At 63.6% G+C, this 18,486-nt stretch carries 19 protein-coding genes and 1 pseudogene; 3 read left to right on the top strand and 17 right to left on the bottom strand.

Annotated features, from left to right (window positions below):
• Positions 1-189 precede the first annotated feature (189 nt).
• The 10 genes from D9X30_RS28695 to D9X30_RS28650 are packed head-to-tail and all read right to left on the bottom strand — an operon-like array spanning position 190 to position 9,623.
• Positions 190-906 carry an ABC transporter ATP-binding protein gene (locus tag D9X30_RS28695; RefSeq protein WP_026437489.1) on the bottom strand — a complete coding sequence of 239 codons (717 nt, stop codon included), beginning with the start codon at positions 904-906 and terminating at the stop codon, positions 190-192.
• A 17-nt stretch (positions 907-923) separates the two neighbouring features.
• On the bottom strand, positions 924-1,673 hold the full coding sequence (locus D9X30_RS28690; protein WP_038211654.1) for an ABC transporter ATP-binding protein: 750 nt from the start codon (positions 1,671-1,673) through the stop codon (positions 924-926).
• Between the two features lies 1 nt (position 1,674).
• Positions 1,675-2,691, bottom strand: coding sequence for a branched-chain amino acid ABC transporter permease (locus D9X30_RS28685; RefSeq protein ID WP_084217244.1), 1,017 nt, complete (start codon positions 2,689-2,691; stop codon positions 1,675-1,677).
• Positions 2,692-2,693: 2 nt separating this feature from the next.
• Positions 2,694-3,614, bottom strand: a complete 921-nt coding sequence (locus tag D9X30_RS28680) for a branched-chain amino acid ABC transporter permease (protein ID WP_026437487.1) — start codon at positions 3,612-3,614, stop codon at positions 2,694-2,696.
• Positions 3,615-3,624: 10 nt separating this feature from the next.
• A complete protein-coding gene (locus D9X30_RS28675) occupies positions 3,625-4,803 on the bottom strand; it encodes an ABC transporter substrate-binding protein (RefSeq protein ID WP_026437486.1) in 1,179 nt (392 codons plus the stop codon).
• A gap of 43 nt (positions 4,804-4,846) precedes the next feature.
• Positions 4,847-5,923 carry a gentisate 1,2-dioxygenase gene (gene gtdA, locus D9X30_RS28670; protein WP_048805396.1) on the bottom strand — a complete coding sequence of 359 codons (1,077 nt, stop codon included), beginning with the start codon at positions 5,921-5,923 and terminating at the stop codon, positions 4,847-4,849.
• Positions 5,920-6,789: a fumarylacetoacetate hydrolase family protein gene (locus D9X30_RS28665; RefSeq protein WP_026437485.1), complete on the bottom strand. Its 870-nt coding sequence runs from the start codon at positions 6,787-6,789 to the stop codon at positions 5,920-5,922. The genes gtdA and D9X30_RS28665 overlap by 4 nt, the downstream gene beginning before the upstream one ends.
• A gap of 10 nt (positions 6,790-6,799) precedes the next feature.
• Positions 6,800-7,120 carry a 2Fe-2S iron-sulfur cluster-binding protein gene (locus D9X30_RS28660; RefSeq protein ID WP_026437484.1) on the bottom strand — a complete coding sequence of 107 codons (321 nt, stop codon included), beginning with the start codon at positions 7,118-7,120 and terminating at the stop codon, positions 6,800-6,802.
• Positions 7,121-7,138: 18 nt separating this feature from the next.
• On the bottom strand, positions 7,139-8,377 hold the full coding sequence (locus tag D9X30_RS28655; RefSeq protein ID WP_026437483.1) for an NAD(P)/FAD-dependent oxidoreductase: 1,239 nt from the start codon (positions 8,375-8,377) through the stop codon (positions 7,139-7,141).
• A 7-nt stretch (positions 8,378-8,384) separates the two neighbouring features.
• Positions 8,385-9,623, bottom strand: a complete 1,239-nt coding sequence (locus tag D9X30_RS28650; protein WP_228771121.1) for a cytochrome P450 — start codon at positions 9,621-9,623, stop codon at positions 8,385-8,387.
• 32 nt (positions 9,624-9,655) lie between these two features.
• Between D9X30_RS28650 and D9X30_RS28645 the strand changes: the two genes are divergently transcribed.
• On the top strand, positions 9,656-10,675 hold the full coding sequence (locus tag D9X30_RS28645) for a LysR family transcriptional regulator (RefSeq protein ID WP_080746172.1): 1,020 nt from the start codon (positions 9,656-9,658) through the stop codon (positions 10,673-10,675).
• Between the two features lie 75 nt (positions 10,676-10,750).
• Positions 10,751-10,899, top strand: a pseudogene (locus D9X30_RS28640) (IS5/IS1182 family transposase); the annotation flags it as partial.
• A gap of 13 nt (positions 10,900-10,912) precedes the next feature.
• On the opposite strand, the gene D9X30_RS28635 reads toward D9X30_RS28640, so the two are convergent.
• From D9X30_RS28635 to D9X30_RS28605, 7 genes are read right to left on the bottom strand one after another with little or no spacing between them, the layout of a single operon-like run.
• Complete coding sequence (locus tag D9X30_RS28635) at positions 10,913-11,701, bottom strand: citryl-CoA lyase (RefSeq protein WP_026437480.1); 789 nt, start codon at positions 11,699-11,701, stop codon at positions 10,913-10,915.
• Positions 11,702-11,728: 27 nt separating this feature from the next.
• The gene (locus tag D9X30_RS28630) at positions 11,729-12,568 is read right to left on the bottom strand and encodes an HpcH/HpaI aldolase/citrate lyase family protein (protein WP_026437479.1); all 840 of its coding nucleotides are present in this window, start codon (positions 12,566-12,568) and stop codon (positions 11,729-11,731) included.
• Positions 12,565-13,935, bottom strand: a complete 1,371-nt coding sequence (locus D9X30_RS28625) for an MmgE/PrpD family protein (protein WP_026437478.1) — start codon at positions 13,933-13,935, stop codon at positions 12,565-12,567. The genes D9X30_RS28630 and D9X30_RS28625 overlap by 4 nt, the downstream gene beginning before the upstream one ends.
• Positions 13,936-13,954: 19 nt before the next feature.
• Positions 13,955-15,130 carry a CaiB/BaiF CoA transferase family protein gene (locus D9X30_RS28620; protein ID WP_026437477.1) on the bottom strand — a complete coding sequence of 392 codons (1,176 nt, stop codon included), beginning with the start codon at positions 15,128-15,130 and terminating at the stop codon, positions 13,955-13,957.
• Positions 15,131-15,141: 11 nt separating this feature from the next.
• Positions 15,142-16,299 (bottom strand): acyl-CoA dehydrogenase family protein, encoded by a 1,158-nt coding sequence (locus D9X30_RS28615; protein ID WP_122172629.1) that lies wholly within the window; start codon positions 16,297-16,299, stop codon positions 15,142-15,144.
• 53 nt (positions 16,300-16,352) lie between these two features.
• Positions 16,353-17,135: an enoyl-CoA hydratase-related protein gene (locus D9X30_RS28610; protein ID WP_026437475.1), complete on the bottom strand. Its 783-nt coding sequence runs from the start codon at positions 17,133-17,135 to the stop codon at positions 16,353-16,355.
• A 29-nt stretch (positions 17,136-17,164) separates the two neighbouring features.
• Complete coding sequence (locus D9X30_RS28605) at positions 17,165-18,220, bottom strand: CaiB/BaiF CoA transferase family protein (protein ID WP_194946615.1); 1,056 nt, start codon at positions 18,218-18,220, stop codon at positions 17,165-17,167.
• An 18-nt stretch (positions 18,221-18,238) separates the two neighbouring features.
• Between D9X30_RS28605 and D9X30_RS28600 the strand changes: the two genes are divergently transcribed.
• Positions 18,239-18,486: transposase domain-containing protein (locus tag D9X30_RS28600; RefSeq protein WP_194946524.1), on the top strand; the 248-nt coding region annotated here is incomplete at its 3' end.

The raw sequence follows: 18,486 nt of genomic DNA, 5'->3' as shown, positions 1-18,486 counted from the left end.
TTCTCCTGAGAGGTCGATTTTTTCTTCATGGTTGTGTCATCCGAACCGTCAGTTCGCTCAGCATCCTTCGAAAGGTTTGACCGTGCGCTGTCTTTACGGTGTGTATTCATGATTGCTCCTTAGAACCCATCCCGAGTCGAAACTCCGTGGATGTGCAAGCGGGGAGCGCAGTCTTCATGGTCGCACTCATCAGCTCACTCCCAGGTATTGATGGATGACATCAGGCGTGCGGCGAAGTGCCTCGGACCCGCCCTGCCAAACAACGCAACCTTTTTGAATCACGTAGTGGTGATCTGCCAGATCAAGCAGTGCACCGACGTTCTTATCGATAACGATCTGCGAGAGTCCATTGGCCTTCAATTCGCCGAGCGCACGCCAGATCTCTTGGCGGATGAGAGGTGCCAGGCCCTCGGTGGCCTCGTCAAGCACGAGCAGGCGTGGGTTGGTCATCAGCGCGCGGCCAATCGCGAGCATCTGCTGTTCGCCGCCCGATAGCTGCGAGGCAAGGTTCCGCCGGCGCTCCCGGAGCCGGGGAAAGAGGTCGTAGACGCGGCTGAGCGTCCAATGTGGCAAGGGCGCCGACTCACCGACTCGGGCTGTCGCGACGAGGTTCTCCTCTACAGTGAGGTTCGGGAAGACCTGCCGGCCTTCGGGCACCAATGCGAGACCTTTGCGCGCCACGCGGTGGATGGGCAGTCGGTCGAGTCGAATGCCGTCAATCGACACCGTGCCGGCCGAGACGGGCAACAGCCCGAAGATGCACTTGACTGTCGTCGACCGACCCATGCCGTTGCGGCCGAGCAGCGTGACTACCTGCCCCTTTCGTACGTCAAAAGAGATGTCAAAGAGGGCTTGGGCGTGGCCGTAGGAGGCCTGCAGCCCAAGGACGGAGAAGAAAGTGCTCATATCGTTGTCCCGCGCCGTCAAACCGCTTCCTCGCCGAGATACACCGCGCGCACCTCGGGATGGCAGCGAATCTCGGCAGGGCTCCCAGTGAACATGACCTTGCCGTAGACGAGCACGGTGATGCGATCCGCGAGTACGAAGACCGCGTCCATGTCGTGCTCGATGAGAAGAATCGAGTAGCGTCGCTTGAACCGCTTCAGCAACGCAATCACTGAAGACGATTCCTGCGGGCTCATGCCCGCCATCGGTTCGTCGAGCAACAACAGCTTTGGACGGGCTGCGAGGCTCATCGCCAGCTCGAGCTGACGGCGCTCGCCGTAGCCCAGGTCGCCTGCACAGACATTGGCGCGGTCACCGAGACCAGCGGATTCGAGCGCTTCTTCCGCAGCGCCGCACGCCTCGGTGCGCGACAGCATGGGTCGCCACAACCGGAACGCGTGCTCGCGCGCGCCGAGGGCGGAAAGCACCGTGTTCTCGAGCACGGTGAACTCCTCGAAGACCGAAGTGATCTGATAGGAGCGCACCAGTCCCGCGCGGGCTCGCTCGTGGCAGGGCAGGTTGGTGATGTCGAAGCCTCCAAACACGATGCGTCCGCTGTTCGAGGCCAGTTCGCCAGAGAGTTGGTTGATCAGGGTGGTCTTGCCCGCGCCGTTGGGGCCGATCACCGCGTGGATCTCGCCCTCCTCGACGTCCAGAGAGACGGCGTCTGTCACCAGCAGGCCGCCGTAGCGCTTGACCAGAGACTCGGTCTGAAGCATGGTGGCCATGTCAACCCTCCCCGCCGTTTGCGTGCGTCGCCCTTGTGGGTTTCGCAGGTACGGGGGCTGGCCGCGCGGCGGCGTGGTCGAGCTTCTGCAGCAGGCCGATGATGCCGGATTTGCCTGCCAGGGCAATCAACAGGATCATGGGGCCCAGGACGACCATGGAGTGGTCGGTGTACCCCTTGATGATCTCCTCAAGCCCTAGCAGCACGAAAGCACCGAGCAAAGGGCCGAAGACGGTGCCCATGCCGCCCAGCACGACGATGACTATGAGTTCGCCCGACACGGTCCATGCCATCGTGCTCGGCGAAGCGAAGGCGTTCAGGTTGGCAAGCAGGAAACCTGCCAAGCCGCACAGCATCCCGGACATCACGTAAGCCGTGAGCCGATACTGCGAGACCGGCAGTCCGACAGTGGCGACGCGACGAGGGTTTTGTCGCGCGGCGCGCAGCACCATTCCGAAGGGTGCTGCGCGCAATTGAGCGAGGCACCAGGTCGCAAGTGCCAGCACCAAGAAGGCGCAAGCGTATACAGCGCCGGTGTCGCCAAGGTTCAGCGGCCCAAATCGACTGGCTTGGGCTATCGAGAGGCCGTCATCACCGCCGTAGCGTTTCAGGCTCACGAAGAGGAAGAAGCCCATCTGAGCAAAGGCAAGCGTGATCATGATGAACGCTATGCCGGAGGTGCGCAAGCTTATCGCGCCGGTCACCGCCGCGGCAACACCGCATACTCCAAACACGAGGATCAAGTGGACCCAGCCGTTGTCGATTCCGTGAAAGACCGGCAGCGCGACGCCGTATGCGCCTATGCCAAAGAAGAGCGCATGGCCGAAGCTGACCAGCCCGCCATAGCCCAGCACGAGGTTCAGCGCGCTTGCCGCGATTGCATAGATGATGATCCGCGCGAACAGCGCAATATAGAAGGGCTCGCCGATCGCCTGCGCGATGAAGGGCACCAGGGCCAGCACTGCGAAAAGGACGAGCGGCACCAGTGCGCTCGGTCGAGCCAGAGGATGTTGCAACATGGTCAGCCCCCCTTGGAAGGGAAGAGGCCTTGCGGGCGCCAGGCGAGCACTGCGGCCATGAGCACGTAAATGAGCATCGATGCAAGTGCTGGCCCTGCGGCGTCAGCGAAAGAGCGCTCGGTCACGAGGCGCAAAACGCTTGGCAGGAACGCGCGCCCGAGTGTGTCGACTGTGCCCACGATGAGTGCCGAATAGAATGCGCCGCCGACCGATCCAATCCCCCCGATGACGATCACGACAAGTGTCGTTATCAGCACCGGCTCGCCCATGCCGGACTGCACGGACAGGATCGGGCCGGCCATCACACCCGCTAGACCCGCGAGCATGGCGCCGAGTCCGAACAGCATGGCGTTGAGCAGCTTGATGTTCACGCCGAGCGCCGCGACCATTTTGGGGTTCACTGTGCCGGCGCGGATCAACATGCCGATTCGCGTCTTGTGGATCAGAAGGTAGGCGCCGACCGCAACCGAAACGCCAACCACAATGATTGCGAAGCGATAGGCCGGATAGGAAAAACCGAACAGGTTGATCGTACGGTCGAGTGTTTCGGGGACCTGCGTGAAATAGGGTTGTGCGCCCCAGATGATCTGCACGATTTCGTTGAAGAAGAGTACCAGGCCGAAGGTGGCCAGAACATGGTCTAGGTGGTCACGCAGATAGAGCCGCGAGACGGCCACCCACTCGAGCACAAGGCCCAGGAGAAGTGTGCCGGCCAACCCTGCGATCAGACCCAGCGCGAACGAGCCCGTCGCGTTGTATACGGTCGCAGAGAAGTAGGCGCCCAACATGTAAAGCGAACCGTGGGCCAAATTAACGAAACTCATGATTCCGAACACGAGCGTGAGTCCGGCAGCCAGCAGGAAGAGCAGGACGCCGTACTGCAACCCATTGAGCAACTGCGCGAGCAGCAGGTTTACACTCATCGCATCACTCCTACTTCAGTGGGCACTGCTGGTGGTACGCATCCTTGTGATTGCGCAAGGGAAACGTCAGCGTCCGCATGCTGACGCGGCCTTTTGCATCCTTCGCGATCTCGAAAACGGGTATGTCCTGGATCGGGAAGTTGTTGTTGTTGAACCGAAACGCTCCTCGTACTGATTTGAAATCCGCGTTCTTGAGGGCCGCCATGAATGCCGGTTTATCGGCTACGTCGCCTCGCACCTTGGCGATTGCCGCGTCGAGCAGCATGGCGGCGTCGTAGCTTTGCGCCGCGTACTGCGATGGGATGCGCTTGTAGCTGGCCTCGAACTCCTCGACAAAGCGCCGGCTTTCGGCGTTGTCGAAATCGGGCCCCCAGAACGAGCCGGAGATCGCGCCGAGCGCAGTGTCGCGCAGCGCTGGCAGAGTTGCCCCGTCGGTGGTGCCCGTGGACAGCAAAGGTATCTTGCCCATGAGGCCCGCCTGTTGGTACTGGCGTACGAAGTTGACGCCGAGTCCGCCTGGGTAGAACACGAACACGGCATCGGGCCGAATAGCTTCAAGCTTCGTGAGTTCGGCCGAGAAGTCCAGCTGGTTCAGCGGCGTATAGACTTCGTCGGCAAGTTCAGATTTGTAAAAGCGCTTGAAGCCGGCGATGTAGTCCTTGCCGGCCTGGTAGTTAGGTGCCAGCGCGACGACCCGCTTGTAGCCCTTGTCGGCGGCATATTTGCCCACCACCTCCGACAACATATCGTTCTGCCACGAGACTATGAATTGATAGGGCGAACACTGCGCGCCAGCGATGGGCGCTGGTCCCGCATTGGAGCCGACCAAGAAGACGCCCTTTTCGGTGATGGGTTTGTGGACGGCCATCATGATGTTCGAGAAGGTGATGCCGGTGATGATCGACACCTTGTCTTTATCGATCAGCTTGCGCGTGGCCTGCACCGCCACGTCGGGTTTGAGTTGCGAATCCTCCTTGAACAACTCCACCGGCACGCCGCCAAGCTTCCCGCCGTTGCGCTGCACGACCATCATGAATCCGTCATATTGGTCTTGCCCCAGCGCACTTTGTGGGCCCGACAGTTCGGCCAGGAAGCCGATCTTGATGGGAGTTTGTGCTTGCAGGGAGGGGCCGACGGCCAGGCTGGCGCATAGCAGCACGGTCTTGACCGAAGTCATCGTGAAAGTCATTTGGTGTCTCCTGGTGTGTTTGTGTTGGTGGTTCGATCAAGAATCAAAACCGCTCGCGCCAGAGGTCCAGCGCCTCCTGGACGGGACGATCCGAGAAACTAAAGAGCACGGTATCGGCCGATGCCTCCAGCCGGTAAGGCAGCCAGGAGGGGCAGACGAACACGTCCTTCGGTCCGAACGTCAGCACCTTGTCACCGGCCACACAGCGGCCAGAGCCCTCCACTACGGTATAGACCGTGGCGTCCGTGGCGCGATAGGATTCGCCCACGAAGCCTGCGGGCAGCAGCTGCATAAAGGTGCCAATGGTGGGCATCGCCCAGTCGCCCGTCACCGGGTTGGTGTATTGCAACTTGTGACCCCAGCACGGGTGCGGTGCTTCGCTGCGGCGCAGCGTCTCCAACGCCCCTCGCGTGCGTTCGTAGGGATACCAGAACAGCGGTGACGTGCGTGTCCGGCTCTTATAGCCTACAGGCTTCATCGTGTTGCCGAAGCGGGACAGCGTGAGGCCCGCCTCGCGGTCAACCGCCTGCACGGTGGTGCGCGGGCCGTCCTCACGGAACTGGGCATCAAGCAACTCTACAATAGGCAGATCGAGTCCATCCATCCATACCATCGGCTCGCCACTGTCGTTGCCGTGCTCGTGGAATGTCCACGATGGCGTGATCACAAAATCGCCTACGTTCATCGTGACGCGCTCGCCATCCACGGACGTGTAGGCACCCGCGCCGTGCATGATAAAACGCAGGGCCGATTGCGAGTGACGGTGCGACGGTGCGATCTCGCCCGGTAGGATGAACTGCAGACCGGCATAGAGGCTGTGCGTGATGCGCGTTTTTCCGCGAAGGCCTGGGTTTTCCAGCACGAGTACGCGGCGTTCCGCTTCCAGGGCTGAAATCAACTGGCCGCTTTCCTGCAGCCACGGCCAAACTTGCTTCCATTGCCACAGGTGGGGCAAGCACGGCGTGATCGGCTCCTTGGTGACGATGTCATGCAGAACTTCCCACAGCGGCGTGCAATGGGCCCGTCCGATGCGTTCGTAGAAGGCCTCGCGCTGGGTAGCGACGTCGGCTGTTGCTGCGCCGCCTGCATAAGCAGACGTCGGGAGGTTTAGTGTGTTCACGTGTCTCTCCTGGCGTTGCGGACGTCGACCGTCATGCGACCGATGCCTTCGATATCGACCGTGATCACGTCACCGTGCACCACCGGCCCAACGCCTTCGGGCGTGCCGGTGAACAGCAGATCACCTGGTTGCAACGTGTAATAGGACGAGGCCATTTCGATCAACGCTGGGATGTCCAGCACGAGATCGCGCGTGTTGGCCTTTTGGCGCGGCTCGCCTTGGACAGTGAGCCAGAAATCGAGCGCCTGCGGGTCGTCAATCTCGTCAGCAGTGACGAGCCAGGGCCCCACCACGGAATACGTGTCGATGGACTTGCGCAGACTGCGCTCCTGCGGGCCGCGAACTGTCATGTCCAGGCCGATCATGTAGGCCGCAATGTGATCGAACGCGTGCTCGCGCGGAATGTTGCGTCCGGCCTTGCCAATGACAGCGACGAGTTCGGCCTCGTGGTCGTTTCGGCGGTCAGGATGCTGGATCTCGATGCCGTGACCCGGCCCCACAACGGAGCTTGTCGCCTTGAGGAAGAGTCCGATCTTCTGGATTTCGGCGACCTGGCCGTTGTGGTGGATCTCGGCCTGCTCGCGGGCTTCTTCGAGATGCTTTTTGTAGTTGACGGGCGCCGCGATGACTTTCCCGGGATTCGCAACCGGAGCCAGCAGCCGGCGCCCCGCGAGCGGCAGCGTGGGCGACGACGGGGCGATTCGGCGAATTGCTTGGAGTACCTCGGGCAGGTGCGCGATCAGGGGATCGAAAATGGGCAGCGGATAGCGGTGATTTGGCAGAACGTCGAGCGCGGCAGTGACGTCGCGCACTGTGTCCCCGTCTACCAAGCCCAGGCGGTCGTTATCGAAGCGGCAAATCTTCATGGGATGTGTGTCAATGTTGCGATTCAGGAATAGACATCGAAAGGCCGTCGATCTCGGGGCCAACGATGAGACGACAGCTCAGACGGCTGGTGGGCTTGACCATGACCGCGAAATCAAGCATCTTGATTTCAAGTTCTGTTTTGGCCGGCAGACGTTCGGTCCACGCTTCGTCAACGTAGACATGGCAGGTGGCGCAGGCGCAGGCGCCGCCGCACTCGGCGTCGATGCCCGGCACATTCGCGGCTACGGCAGCCTCCATCACCGAAGCGCCGTCCTTGGCCTGCAACTCAATGGTCTCGCCCTCGGCCGTTTGAAAGTAAAGAGTCGTCATGTGAGTGGATGATCCTTGTCAAGTTTGAGTAACGAGCTCGCGCAGCGACACACGGTCGTCGCACAGGGTCGCGCGTTCGATGAAACGGCCGCTGCGGATGAGCTGTCGAGCGGCCATGAAGTCTTCCGGCGCGTCAAGTGTCTCGACCGCGGTGACGCGCCCATCCCGAAGGTGCCAAGCCGCAAACGCCAACCGCTTTTCTGCGACGGATCGAAGAATGATCTCGTCGCCGGCAGCCGAGCGGCCTGCTACTTGGATCCGGCAGCCGAACTGATCCGACCAGAACCATGGCACCGGGGCTGGGGGAATCGGCTTGCCGGCCAATACAGCGGCAGCGCACTTGGCCTGATCCGTCGCGTTTTGCACGGATTCCAGCCTTATCGGAGGCTCGCCATCACCAAGAACCTGCTCGGTGCAGTCACCGATGGCCCAGACATGCGGATCACTCGTACGGCACGCAGCGTCGATGCGTATTCCTTGCCCACATGCAATTCCTGCCTGCTGCGCCAGTTCAATGCGCGGCGCGGCGCCTATACCCACCACGAGCGCATCGGCGGTGAAGCTTTCGTCGGTGGTCGTCAAACGGACAGGGTTCCTGGCATTGGTCGCAGCGGAGACCTCGACGGCCCGCACGGTGGCCCCCAGGCACAGCCGCACGCCATGCTGCGCGTGCAGCCGCTGCACGGCCACAGACATGGCTGTCCCGACCGACCGCTGGAGCACGCGTGGAGCGGCTTCGAAGACAGCTACCTCAATGCCCCGCTGCGCCGCTGATGCCGCCACCTCCAGTCCAACATAACCCGCACCGAGCACGGCAAGTCGCCGCACGTTCGTGAGCCGCTCGCCGAGGGCCTGCGCATCGTCCCAACTCCTCAGTGTGAACACGTGTGGCGAAACGTCGGCCAAGCCCGGCCAGCGACGCGCGCGCGCACCCGTCGCCAGCACCAAGTGCTCATATTCGATAGCCTGACCATCGTCGAGTCGCAGAACGCGCGCGGCGCGGTCCAGTTCGATAGCGCGGCGGCCGAGAATCTGCCGGCACCGCTGCGAATCGTAGAAGGACGTGGGCCGCAGCAACAGATCCGCCAAGGTCGCTCCGCGGCGCAAACAGTCCTTGCTCAAAGGCGGCCGCTGGTACGGCAAATAAGGCTCGGCCCCCACGAGGGTCAGCGGCTCGGCATGGCCCAGCTGCCGCAGCGATGCGATCAACTGGCAGGCTGCCTGCCCTGCGCCCACCACCACTATCCCGGCACTCATGGCGCAGTCAATAGAGTCGCACGCGCATCGACTGGATGCCGCGGAACCGCGCGCTTCGGGCGAAGACGGGCTCATCGATGAGCTGCATGCTCGGGAAGTGCCGTGCGAGCGCCGGCAATGCCTCGGCCGCCTCCATGCGGGCGAGCGGTCGGCCGAGGCACACATGGATACCCGCACCGAAGGCCAAGTGGGCGTTGGGTTGCCGCGTGAGTTGCAGGCGGTCCGGATCGGCGAACACACGCTCGTCGCGATTGGCGGACACTTGCGCGAAGATGACTTCAGTGTCGGCAGGGATCGTCCCAGAAGGCACCTGTACCTCTTGCGTCGTGCGCCGCCCCTGCAACTGCAGCGGCGTGGTGTAGCGCAGGCACTCCTCCACCCCCGGGCCAATGACGGACGGCTCCTTGGCCAGCAGGGCCATTTGGTCGGGATGCTTCATCAATGCCAGAGTAGAAAGCCCGATCAGGTTGGTCGTGGTCTCGTGCCCTCCATTGAGAACGAGGATGCACATGTGTGCCATTTCCACTTCACTGATTGGCGGGTTGCCGCGCTTCTCGGCGGCGACCAGTGCACTGATAATGTTCGTCGGCATGTCTTCCACTGGCTGTCGGCGCCAATAGTTAAAGTGCTCGGACAGGTAGTCTTTGAACTTGCGAGTCGCTTCGTGGCCGGCGGCGATCGCTTCGGCGCTGACGGCTGGATTGAGGGGAAACAGTACCTGCGCGCCGAGGTCCCGGATCAATGGGCCGTCGCTGCGCGGCACACCGAAGATGTCGCAGATCACTTGGATCGGGATACGTGACGAGAACTCGGCGACGAAGTCGATCTCGCGCTTCTCGCGCACCTCCTCGATGAGCCGTTCGACGATCTCTCGAACCGCCGTGCGCAGCCGCTCTATCGATGACGGCGTGAAGAACGGATTGACGATGTCGCGCAACCGGTCGTGATCGGGCGGGTCGCGGAACAGCATCGACGAGGTGTGATGCTCAAGAAGCGGCCCCTCGCCGAACTTCTTCGCATAGGCTTCGGCGCGGTTCACCCGACCGCTCAGGTCGCGCCACACCGTCTTGACGTCGTCGTAGCGCGTCAGCAATACCGAGCCATCGCTGTTCCAGAGAAGCGGTTCGTTATCACGCAAGGCTTTATAGAACGGGGCCGGGTCGCGGTAATACGCGTCCGGCAGGTTGAATAGGTCGAACCTGCTACCGGGCGCAGTGGGTCTGGCCATCATTTCAGTTGTACTCATCGTAGTCTCCTGGCATCTGCAGCGTCTGTCGCATGCTGATTGGAAGCAGTGTAGGATTCGTTGCTTTATCCGCCAATACAATACGAAGAATTTCAAGTATTGTTTCTACAGATGAGGATGCTTTTGCTGGGCTTATGACCAAGACCTTCGACTTGAATCTGCTGTCTCTTTTGGTCGCTTTGGACGACTGCCGCAGCGTTACCCGCGCCGCGCTGCGTTTAGGCATGAGTCAGCCGGGCCTCAGTACGGCGCTCGGGCGCCTTCGTAAGCACTTCGACGACCCGATGTTCGTTCGCACTCCGGAAGGTATGCAGCCGACTCCACGCGGTGTGGCAGCAGCAAAGGAGGCTCGCCACATCCTGCAGCGCGTCTATGAGAACGTACTGGACGCCCCGCGATTCACGCCGGCCGAGACGACCACGGAGTTTTGCCTAGCGATGCCAGACGTGGCCGAAATGATCTTTGCGCCAGGGCTCATCCAAGCCTTGCAGCAGCTAACACCTCATGCCTCAATGCGCACCTCTTCGTACGATCCGCAAAGTCTGGAACAGGCTATGGAGTCGGGGCAGGTGGACATTGCGCTCGGCTATTTTCCTGACCTCAAAAGCAACCGCTTTTTCAAGCAGCGGCTGAGGATGCACGGCTTCTCATGCATGCTGCGCAAAGGACATCCTGCGGCTCAACAAATGAGCAAGTCCAGGTACTCGGAACTCGACCACGTGCTGGTCGATACACCGATCAGGAGTCAGGAACTCGTGGACAATTTTCTGGATCGTCGCGGCGTTGTCCGGAGAATTCGCATGCGCACCACGCACTATCTCACACTTCCAGCAATTGTTGCCGCCACGGATCTTGTCGCGACAGTCCCGACCGCAGTCGGCGCACACTTTGCAAAGCTTGGTCAGGTTGAACTCGTCCCTCCGCCCTACGACATCCCTCAATTTCCGATCCAGCAACATTGGCACCGTCGCTATGACAAGGACCCCCGTCATCGTTGGTTCAGAGACAGAATCGCCGCGCTGTTCGGGCCGGGATCTAACTTTTTTTTGTGAAAGGGTTTTGTTGAACAAATCCCCAGCCCAAGGCAGGTACACCGTCCACGTTGAATCCGCTTGATCTGTGGTTGAGTGTCACTTCAGCCCAATCGAGTCCAGCCCCACGACAAGACCACCAACTGGAGCGAGTACAACGCCGCATTCAAATCCCGAGAGTCACTGACCATCTTGCTGGACCGTGGCATGCAGTGGTACGCCCCACGCAGGGCAAGCGCGGCCGCTAGCCGCGGCGCTTCAGGCGCCTTGTGGCCTGATGTGCTGGGTGGCCTCGTCTTCGACACGTTGCCAGATCTCGACCGCGATCGGGTTGTGGCTCTCTTCGAGGATATGGCCCACCAGCCCGATGGCGCGCGCGAAGACGCCGATGCCGCGCACGATTTTCCATGGCAGCCCGAGTTCGCAGCTGATGGCGCCGATGGCGCCGGTCGCATTGACGGGAAGCGACTTGCCAGCGACGCGTTCGGCCTCGGCGCAGATCAGTTGTTCGAGCCGGATGTAGTCCCCAGAAAAGCCGTTGTCGGCGGCGATCTGGAACAGGCGCGGGGCACGCGGATCGACCGGCTTGTGCAAGGGATGGCCGAGCCCGGGAATGATCTGGCCGCGGGCACGAAAGGCGGCCACGGTGTCGCGGGCGATGCGTTCCAGATCGGCGCCCTGGGTGCCCGGCGGAAGTGCCTCGTACAGCATTTTGGCGGTGCCTTCGGTGCTGCCGACGAACACGCTGCCCAGGCCGCACAAGCCGGCCGCCACCGCCGCCTGCAGCGATTCGGGCGCACCGGCGTAGGTCAGACGCGCGGCCAATGCGCTCGGCGTGATGCCGTGCTCGACCAGCGTCACCGCAATGGCGTTGAACACGTTTGATTCCTGCGGCGTCGGCATGCGCCCGAGGATCTGCAGGAAGGCCATGTCACCCAGGTTGAGATGGCCGAGGATCTCGTCGGGCAGGCTCTTGCCGTGCACTTCGATGCGGTCGGGGGTGCTCCAGGCGATGTCGGAGCGGATGGGCTTGTTTTTGCGGGCCATGAGGGGCTCCAGTCGGGTCAATGAAAATCAGGCTTTCAAGCCGGCGCTGCGCAGCACGGCGCGCGCGCGCTGGACCACCGGCAGGTCCACCATCTGGCCGTCCACGGCCACGGCGGCGCCGCCAGCCGATGCAAATGCTTCGCAGACGCGGCGCGCCCAGTCCAGCCGCTCGGGGGTGGGCGTGAACACCGCCTGAACGGCAAGCACCTGCTTCGGGTGGATGCACAGCTTGGCGCCAAAGCCGAGTCGCCGCGCGCGTTCGGTGTCGGCCTGCAAGCGGTGCAGGTCGTCGATCGCGGTGCTGACGCCATCGACCGGCGCGGCCAGCCCGGCCAGCCGCGAAGCCAGCACCATTTGGGAGCGGAAAGCCAGCAGCTCGGTCTCCCCGCCATCGGGCGCGCAGTCGATGCCCAGATCGAGCGCCAGATCGACGCTTCCAAAAGTCAGGCGAATCACGCCCGGCACGCGCGCAATGCTGTGCATGTCCTGCAGACCGCGCGCCGACTCGATGATCGGCAACACGTCCTTGTAGGTGGCCTCGACCACGGTGCAGGCGGCGTCGATGCCCTCGGCCTTGGGCAGCATCACCGCCGCCACGCCAGGATGACGACACAGTTCGAGGTCGTCCTCAAACCAGGGGGTGCCAGCGGCATTGATGCGAACCACCAGCGGCGTGGCTTCGTCCAGTTGCGCCGCCAGCGCCTCGCGCGCGCGCACCTTGGCCTCGGGGGGCACGGCGTCTTCCAGATCGACGATGACCACGTCCGCTCCGCTGGCACGGGCTTTGGCATGGCGCTCGGGTCGATCGGCGGGCACGAAGAGGTAGGCGCGTGGCACGGCGCGCGGGGCGGCGGTGTTGGCTGTCATGCGCGCGCTTCCAGCCAGCGGCCCATGCGCGGCGCCTCGGCCACGGTCCAGACGCGCGCGATCAGCGCCTCCATTTCTTGCGGCGTGGCGCCCTTGCCGTAGGCCGCCAGGCGCTGTGCCTTGTCTTCCAGTTCGCCGCGTGTCAGGGTGTTGCCGGGATCGCCCTTGGGCTCGTCGACGCGCGCGCTCAGCGTGCGGCCATCGCGCGTCGCCACGCTCACCTTGCCAATCCAGCGCTGCGGATAGGCCCGGTCCACCTCGGCGTCCAGCTGCATCGTGACCCTATCGCGCAGGGCCGCCACGCGCGGCGCGAGGAAATGCTGCTCGAATTCGTTCAGCCCGGCGTGGCCGTACTCGACCGCCAGCGCAAGCACCGTGCCCATCGAAAACTTGGCCTGGTGCACGGTGGCGGGCACGGTGACGCGGCCCAGCACGTCGATGGCGCCCTGATGCACATGGGTGGTCACCGCGGCGATATCGTCGGCCTTGAGCCCATGCGTTTGCATCAGCGCGAGCAGCGCGTCGGCGCTGGGGTGGGTATGACGGCACGAGGCGTGGTACTTGAACGAGGTATCCGCCGTGGCCCAGCGCTGCCCCAGCCGGTCGGTGAGCCGCGCCGGATCGGCATCGCTGGACATGCCCGCGGCCATGCCTTGCGGCCCTTCCAGAATCTGGCGCGCGCCGGTCAAGCCACTTCGTGCCAGGCAGGCGCAGGCCAAACCGCTGGACGCCGCATGCGCGGTGTGCAGTGGCTTGGAGTCGGCCGCGTCGCGCAGGAACTCCCACAGGCCGGCGGCTTGTGTGCCGGCGCTGCCGAAGGCATGCAGCATGGTCGGCGCGTCCAGCCTGAGCAGCCGCCCGGCGGCCGCAGCGGCGGCCAGGGTGCCTGCGGTGGCGGTGGTGTGAAAGATGCGGTAGTGCGAGCGGCCGAGGAACTCGCCCACGCGGATGCCGACCTCATAGCCCGCCACCACGGCGGCCAGAAACTCACGGCCACTCGCGCCGATGTCTTGCGCCATGGCCAGCGCCGCCGGGAACACGACGGCCGCGGGATGGAACACCGAGCCGTTGTGCACGTCGTCCTGCTCGGCGAAGTGCGAGGCGGCCGCGTTGACCATCGCGGCGAAATGGGGCGAGGTGGCGCGGCGCGAGATCAACACTTCGGCGCGGCCCGAGTCCGGTCCCATGGCGCGGGCGTAAGCCTCGATGGCCTCGACCGGCCGCGCGCCCTTGCCGGCCAGTGCCGAGGCGTACCAGTCGAGGAACAGGTCTTCGGCGCGGCGCAGCACCGGCGTCGGGATCGCGTCAAATTGCAGACCGGCGGCAAAGGCGGCCAGCGTCGCGCTCGGGGTTTTGTCTTGGGTCATGATTCGTTCACACCTCTTCTCAGATGGCCTTGTCCGCTCGCAGCCGGGCGATGTCGGGCGCGCCGTAGCCGAGTTCGGTGAGGATGGCTTCGGTGTGTTCTCCCAGGGCGGGCACCGGCCCCATGGGCGGTGGCTCGCCGTGGCTGAGATGGTGTGGCGGGTACAGCGCCGGCAATGGGCCGCCGGGCGAGTCAATCCCGGTCCAGCGCCCGCGCGCCGCCAATTGCGGGTGCTTCCACAGGTCAGCCAGCTCATTGAGCTGGCCATTGGCGATTTGCGCCGCATCGAGCCGTTCGACCAATTGCGCCGCCGTCAAGGTGGTGCACACGCCTTCGATGATGCCGCGCAATGTCTCGCGTTGGGCCAGTCGCTTGGCGTTGCCCAGGTACCGGGTGGCCAGATCGGGCAGTTGCAGCACCTGGTTGCAGAAAGTGGCCCATTCGCGGTCGTGCTGCACCGCCAGCACCACCTGCTTGCCGTCGCCGCAGGTAAAGGGGCCGTAGGGGTAAATGGCGGCGTGCGAGGCGCCAGCGCGCGGCGGCGGCGGCTGGCCGTCCAGCGTGTAGTAGAGCGGGAAGCCCATCCATTCGGACATGGCTTCGAGCATGGAGATTTCGAGCCGTTGGCCACGACCGGTGCGGCCGCGCTCCAGCAGGGCGGCCAGAACACTGCTGTAGGCGTACATGCCGGCGGCGATGTCGGCAATCGACAGGCCGGCCTTGGACGGCTGCTCCGGCGTGCCGGTCACCGACACGAAACCGGCTTCGCTCTGGATCAGCAGGTCGTAGGCTTTTTTCTCGGTGTAGGGCCCGCCGTCGCCGTAGCCCGAAATGTCGCACACCACGATGCGCGGATGGACCGGCGCCAGGCTGGCGTGGTCCAGTCCCATGCGCGTGGCGGCGCCGGGCGCCAGGTTCTGCACCAGCACGTCGGCCCGCTCGACCAGCTTTTGCAACACGGCACGGGCGCCGGGATGCTTGAGGTCGAGTGTCAGGCTTTCCTTGGAGCGGTTGCACCAGACGAAGTGCGAGGCCAGGCCGTGGGCCCGGGTGTCGTAGGCGCGGGCGAAGTCGCCTTCACCCGGGCGCTCGACCTTGATGACCCGCGCGCCGAGGTCCGCGAGCTGACGGGTGCAGAACGGCGCGGCAATCGCGTGCTCCAGCGTGACGATCAACATTCCTTCCAATGGGCGCATGGTCATGGCTTTCAGAATGAACGTGGCAGCCCGAGCACGTGCTCGGCCACGTAGCTCAGGATCAGGTTGGTGGAGATCGGCGCCACCTGGTACAGCCGGGTTTCGCGGAACTTGCGCTCGACGTCAAATTCGCAGGCAAAGCCAAAACCGCCGTGTGTCTGAATGGCGGTGTTGGCCGCCTCCCAGGAGGCTTTGGCTGCCAGGTACTTGGCCATATTGGCCTCGGCCCCGCAGGGTTGGTGGGCGTCGAACAGTTCGCAGGCACGCCAGCGCATCAGGTCGGCGGCTTCGGTCTCGATGTGGGCTTCGGCCAGCGGGAACTGCACGCCCTGGTTCTGCCCGATCGGGCGGTCAAACACGCGGCGCTCGCGGGCATAGCGGGCACTGCGCTCGACGAACCAGCGGGCGTCGCCGATGCACTCGGCGGCGATCAGGGTGCGCTCGGCGTTGAGGCCGTCCAGGATGTACTTGAAACCTTTGCCCTCCTCGCCGATCAGGTTCTCGGCCGGGATTTCGAGGTTGTCGAAAAACAGCTCATTGGTCTCGTGGTTGACCATATTGCGGATTGGGTTCACCGTCATGCCTTTGCCAATCGCCTGGTGCAGGTCAACGATGAAGATCGACATGCCTTCGGATTTGCGCTTGACCTCGGCCAGCGGGGTGGTGCGCGCCAGCAAAATCATCAGGTCGGAGTGCTGGATGCGCGAGATCCAGACTTTCTGGCCATTGACCACATAGCGGTCGCCCCGCTTGACGGCGGTGGTCTTGATCTTGGTGGTGTCGGTGCCCGTGGTCGGCTCGGTCACGCCCATGGACTGCAGCCGCAGATCGCCGCTGGCGATTCTGGGCAGGTAGAGGCGCTTTTGTGCTTCCGAGCCGTGGCGCAGCAAGGTGCCCATGTTGTACATCTGGCCGTGGCAGGCGCCGGCGTTGCCGCCGCAGCGGTTGACCTCTTCCATCACCACCGAGGCTTCGGCCAGACCCAGGCCGGCGCCGCCGTATTCCTGCGGAATCATCACCGCCAGCCAGCCGGCCCGGGTCAGCGCGTCGACACACGCCTCGGGGTAGGCACGGGCGTCGTCTATCTTGCGAAAATACTCATCGGGGAAGCGTTTGAAGAGATCGCGCAGTGCCTGGCGCAACTCGGGATGGCGTTCTTGGTTCGTCATGTTCAATCTCTAGAGATCCAGCCGGGCAGCGCCGGCTGGAGTGCGCATATCCTTCAACGGAATTTGCTGAAATCGGGCTTGCGTTTTTCCAGAAAAGCGCTGGCCCCTTCCTGTTGCTCGCCGGTGTTGAAATAGTTGGGCGCCACTTCCTGGATCAGGTCGTTCATGTCCCGGCCCATGATCGGGGCCATGTGGTGGTAGAACGAACGCTTGACAATCTTCAGGCAGGTGGGGGAGAGCGACAGCAGTTCGTCGCAATACTTCCGCACCTCCGCGTCGAGCTGAGCCATCGGCACCACCGCGTTGGCCAGACCCCAGTCAAAGGCTTGCTGCGCGCTGTAGCGGCGGCACAGCATCCACAGCTCGCGCGCCCGCTTGTGGCCCAGCACGTTGGCCGCGTGCGCGACGATGTAGCCACCCGCCGGCGAGCCGACGCGGGGCCCGTTCTGACCGAAGATCGCGTGCTCGGCGGCAATCGTGAAGTCACAAAAGTAGGCGATGTGGTGGCCGGCGCCAATGGCATAGCCGTTGACCCGCGCGATCACCGGCTTGGGGCATTCGGCGATCTGGCGGTTGAAGTTGAACTCCAGGTCCTGCAGGCCGCTCTTGCCGCCTTCGCCCTTTTCCCAGTTGACATCGCCGCCGACGCAAAAGGCGCGCTCGCCGGTGCCGGTCAGCACGATCACGCCGACCTTCGGGTCGTTGCCGGCCTGGGCCAGCAGCCGCTCCATGTCCTTGATCGTGTCACCGGTGAAGGCATTGAGCGTCTTGGGCCGGTTGATGGTGATGGTGGCGACGAAGTTCTTGACTTCGTAAATGACTTCCTGGTCCGACATGCCTGGCGCTCCTGTAAAAGTTGGGGGATCTACTGATGACGATGGTTCAATTCGGGTGCCACCACGCCGTCTTTCACGAATTGATCCACCTCGGCCGGGCTGTAACCCAGCTCGCCGAGAATGTTCCGGCTGTGCTCGCCCAGCTTGGGCGGTGGCGCCATGGCGTCGGGTCGGCGCATGCCCGCGGCGAGCTGCGCTGGAAAGGGGATCAGCGGCAGGCCCGGCAGCGCCGGATGCTCGACAAAGCGGGCGGCCAGCACCGGGTCGGCCATGGCCTGGGACACCGTGTTCACCGGGCCACAGGGAACGTCGGCCGTCGCGAAGGCGGCCAACCAGGTGGCCGCCGGACGGGTGATGAAAATCGACTCCAGTTCGGCCAGCAGCGCCGGCCGGTTGGCAATGCGCGCGGCGTTGCGCTGGTAACGCGGATCGGTGAGCCACTCGGGCCGCTCGATGACGCCACAAAACCGCTTGAACGCCGCTTCATTGACCACCGACACGCTGAACCAGGCACCGTCGGTGCCGCGAAAGTGCCGGCTCGGCACGGCAATCGGCAGGTTCACCGAGCGAATCGGCTCGCGCTGCTCAATCGCATATTCACCCACCTTGCTCGCCATGAAATTGAACATGGTGTCCACCAGCGACAGCTCCACGCGCTGCCCCAGGCCGGTCTGCTGCCGGTGCATCACCGCGGCCAGCACGCCCAAAGCGCCGCACATGCCGGACGCCACATCGATGATCGGCAAGCCGATGCGGACCGGTGGGTCCCCGGCCTCGCCACTGGCATAAAAGGCCCCCGTCATGCCCTGCACCACGCTGTCGACCGAGGGCCTGAGCCGGTAGTCGCTCTGCTCACCGAAGGCGCTGACCATGTAATGCACCAGCGTCGGGTTGATGCGCCGCACCGCGTCGTAGTTCAGCGCATGGGCCTCGGCAAAGTCGGGGCGAAAATTGTGCACCAGCACCTGGGCTTTTGAAATCAGCCGCTCCAGCACCGCGCGCCCGGCCGGCGTGCGTATCTCCAACGCGATCGACTCCTTGCCCCAATACTGTTCAGATAGTATTTTTAAAGCCATAATCCTCATCCATCGAAGCTTCAATGGATGAGGGTGATGGCCAGAACACGCAAGACGCTGCCGTCGAGAGTTGACGTTGCGCATTTGATCAGCGCCGGGGTGCTGGCCAGCGTGTGTCCACGGACGTTGATCGAAGAAGTGTTGGCCGAGACCGGCAAGGCCAGCCAGCGGGAGCGGCTGCTGCCCGCGCCGGCAGTGGTGTATTACGTGATGGCGCTGGCGCTGTGGCGCGAAGCGCCGCTGGAGGAAGTGCTGCGCGTGGTGTGCGAAGGCCT

The organism is Cupriavidus sp. U2 (genome assembly GCF_009663685.2).
Lineage (GTDB): Bacteria > Pseudomonadota > Gammaproteobacteria > Burkholderiales > Burkholderiaceae > Cupriavidus > Cupriavidus necator_C.
This window is presented reverse-complemented; position numbering and strand designations above follow the sequence as displayed.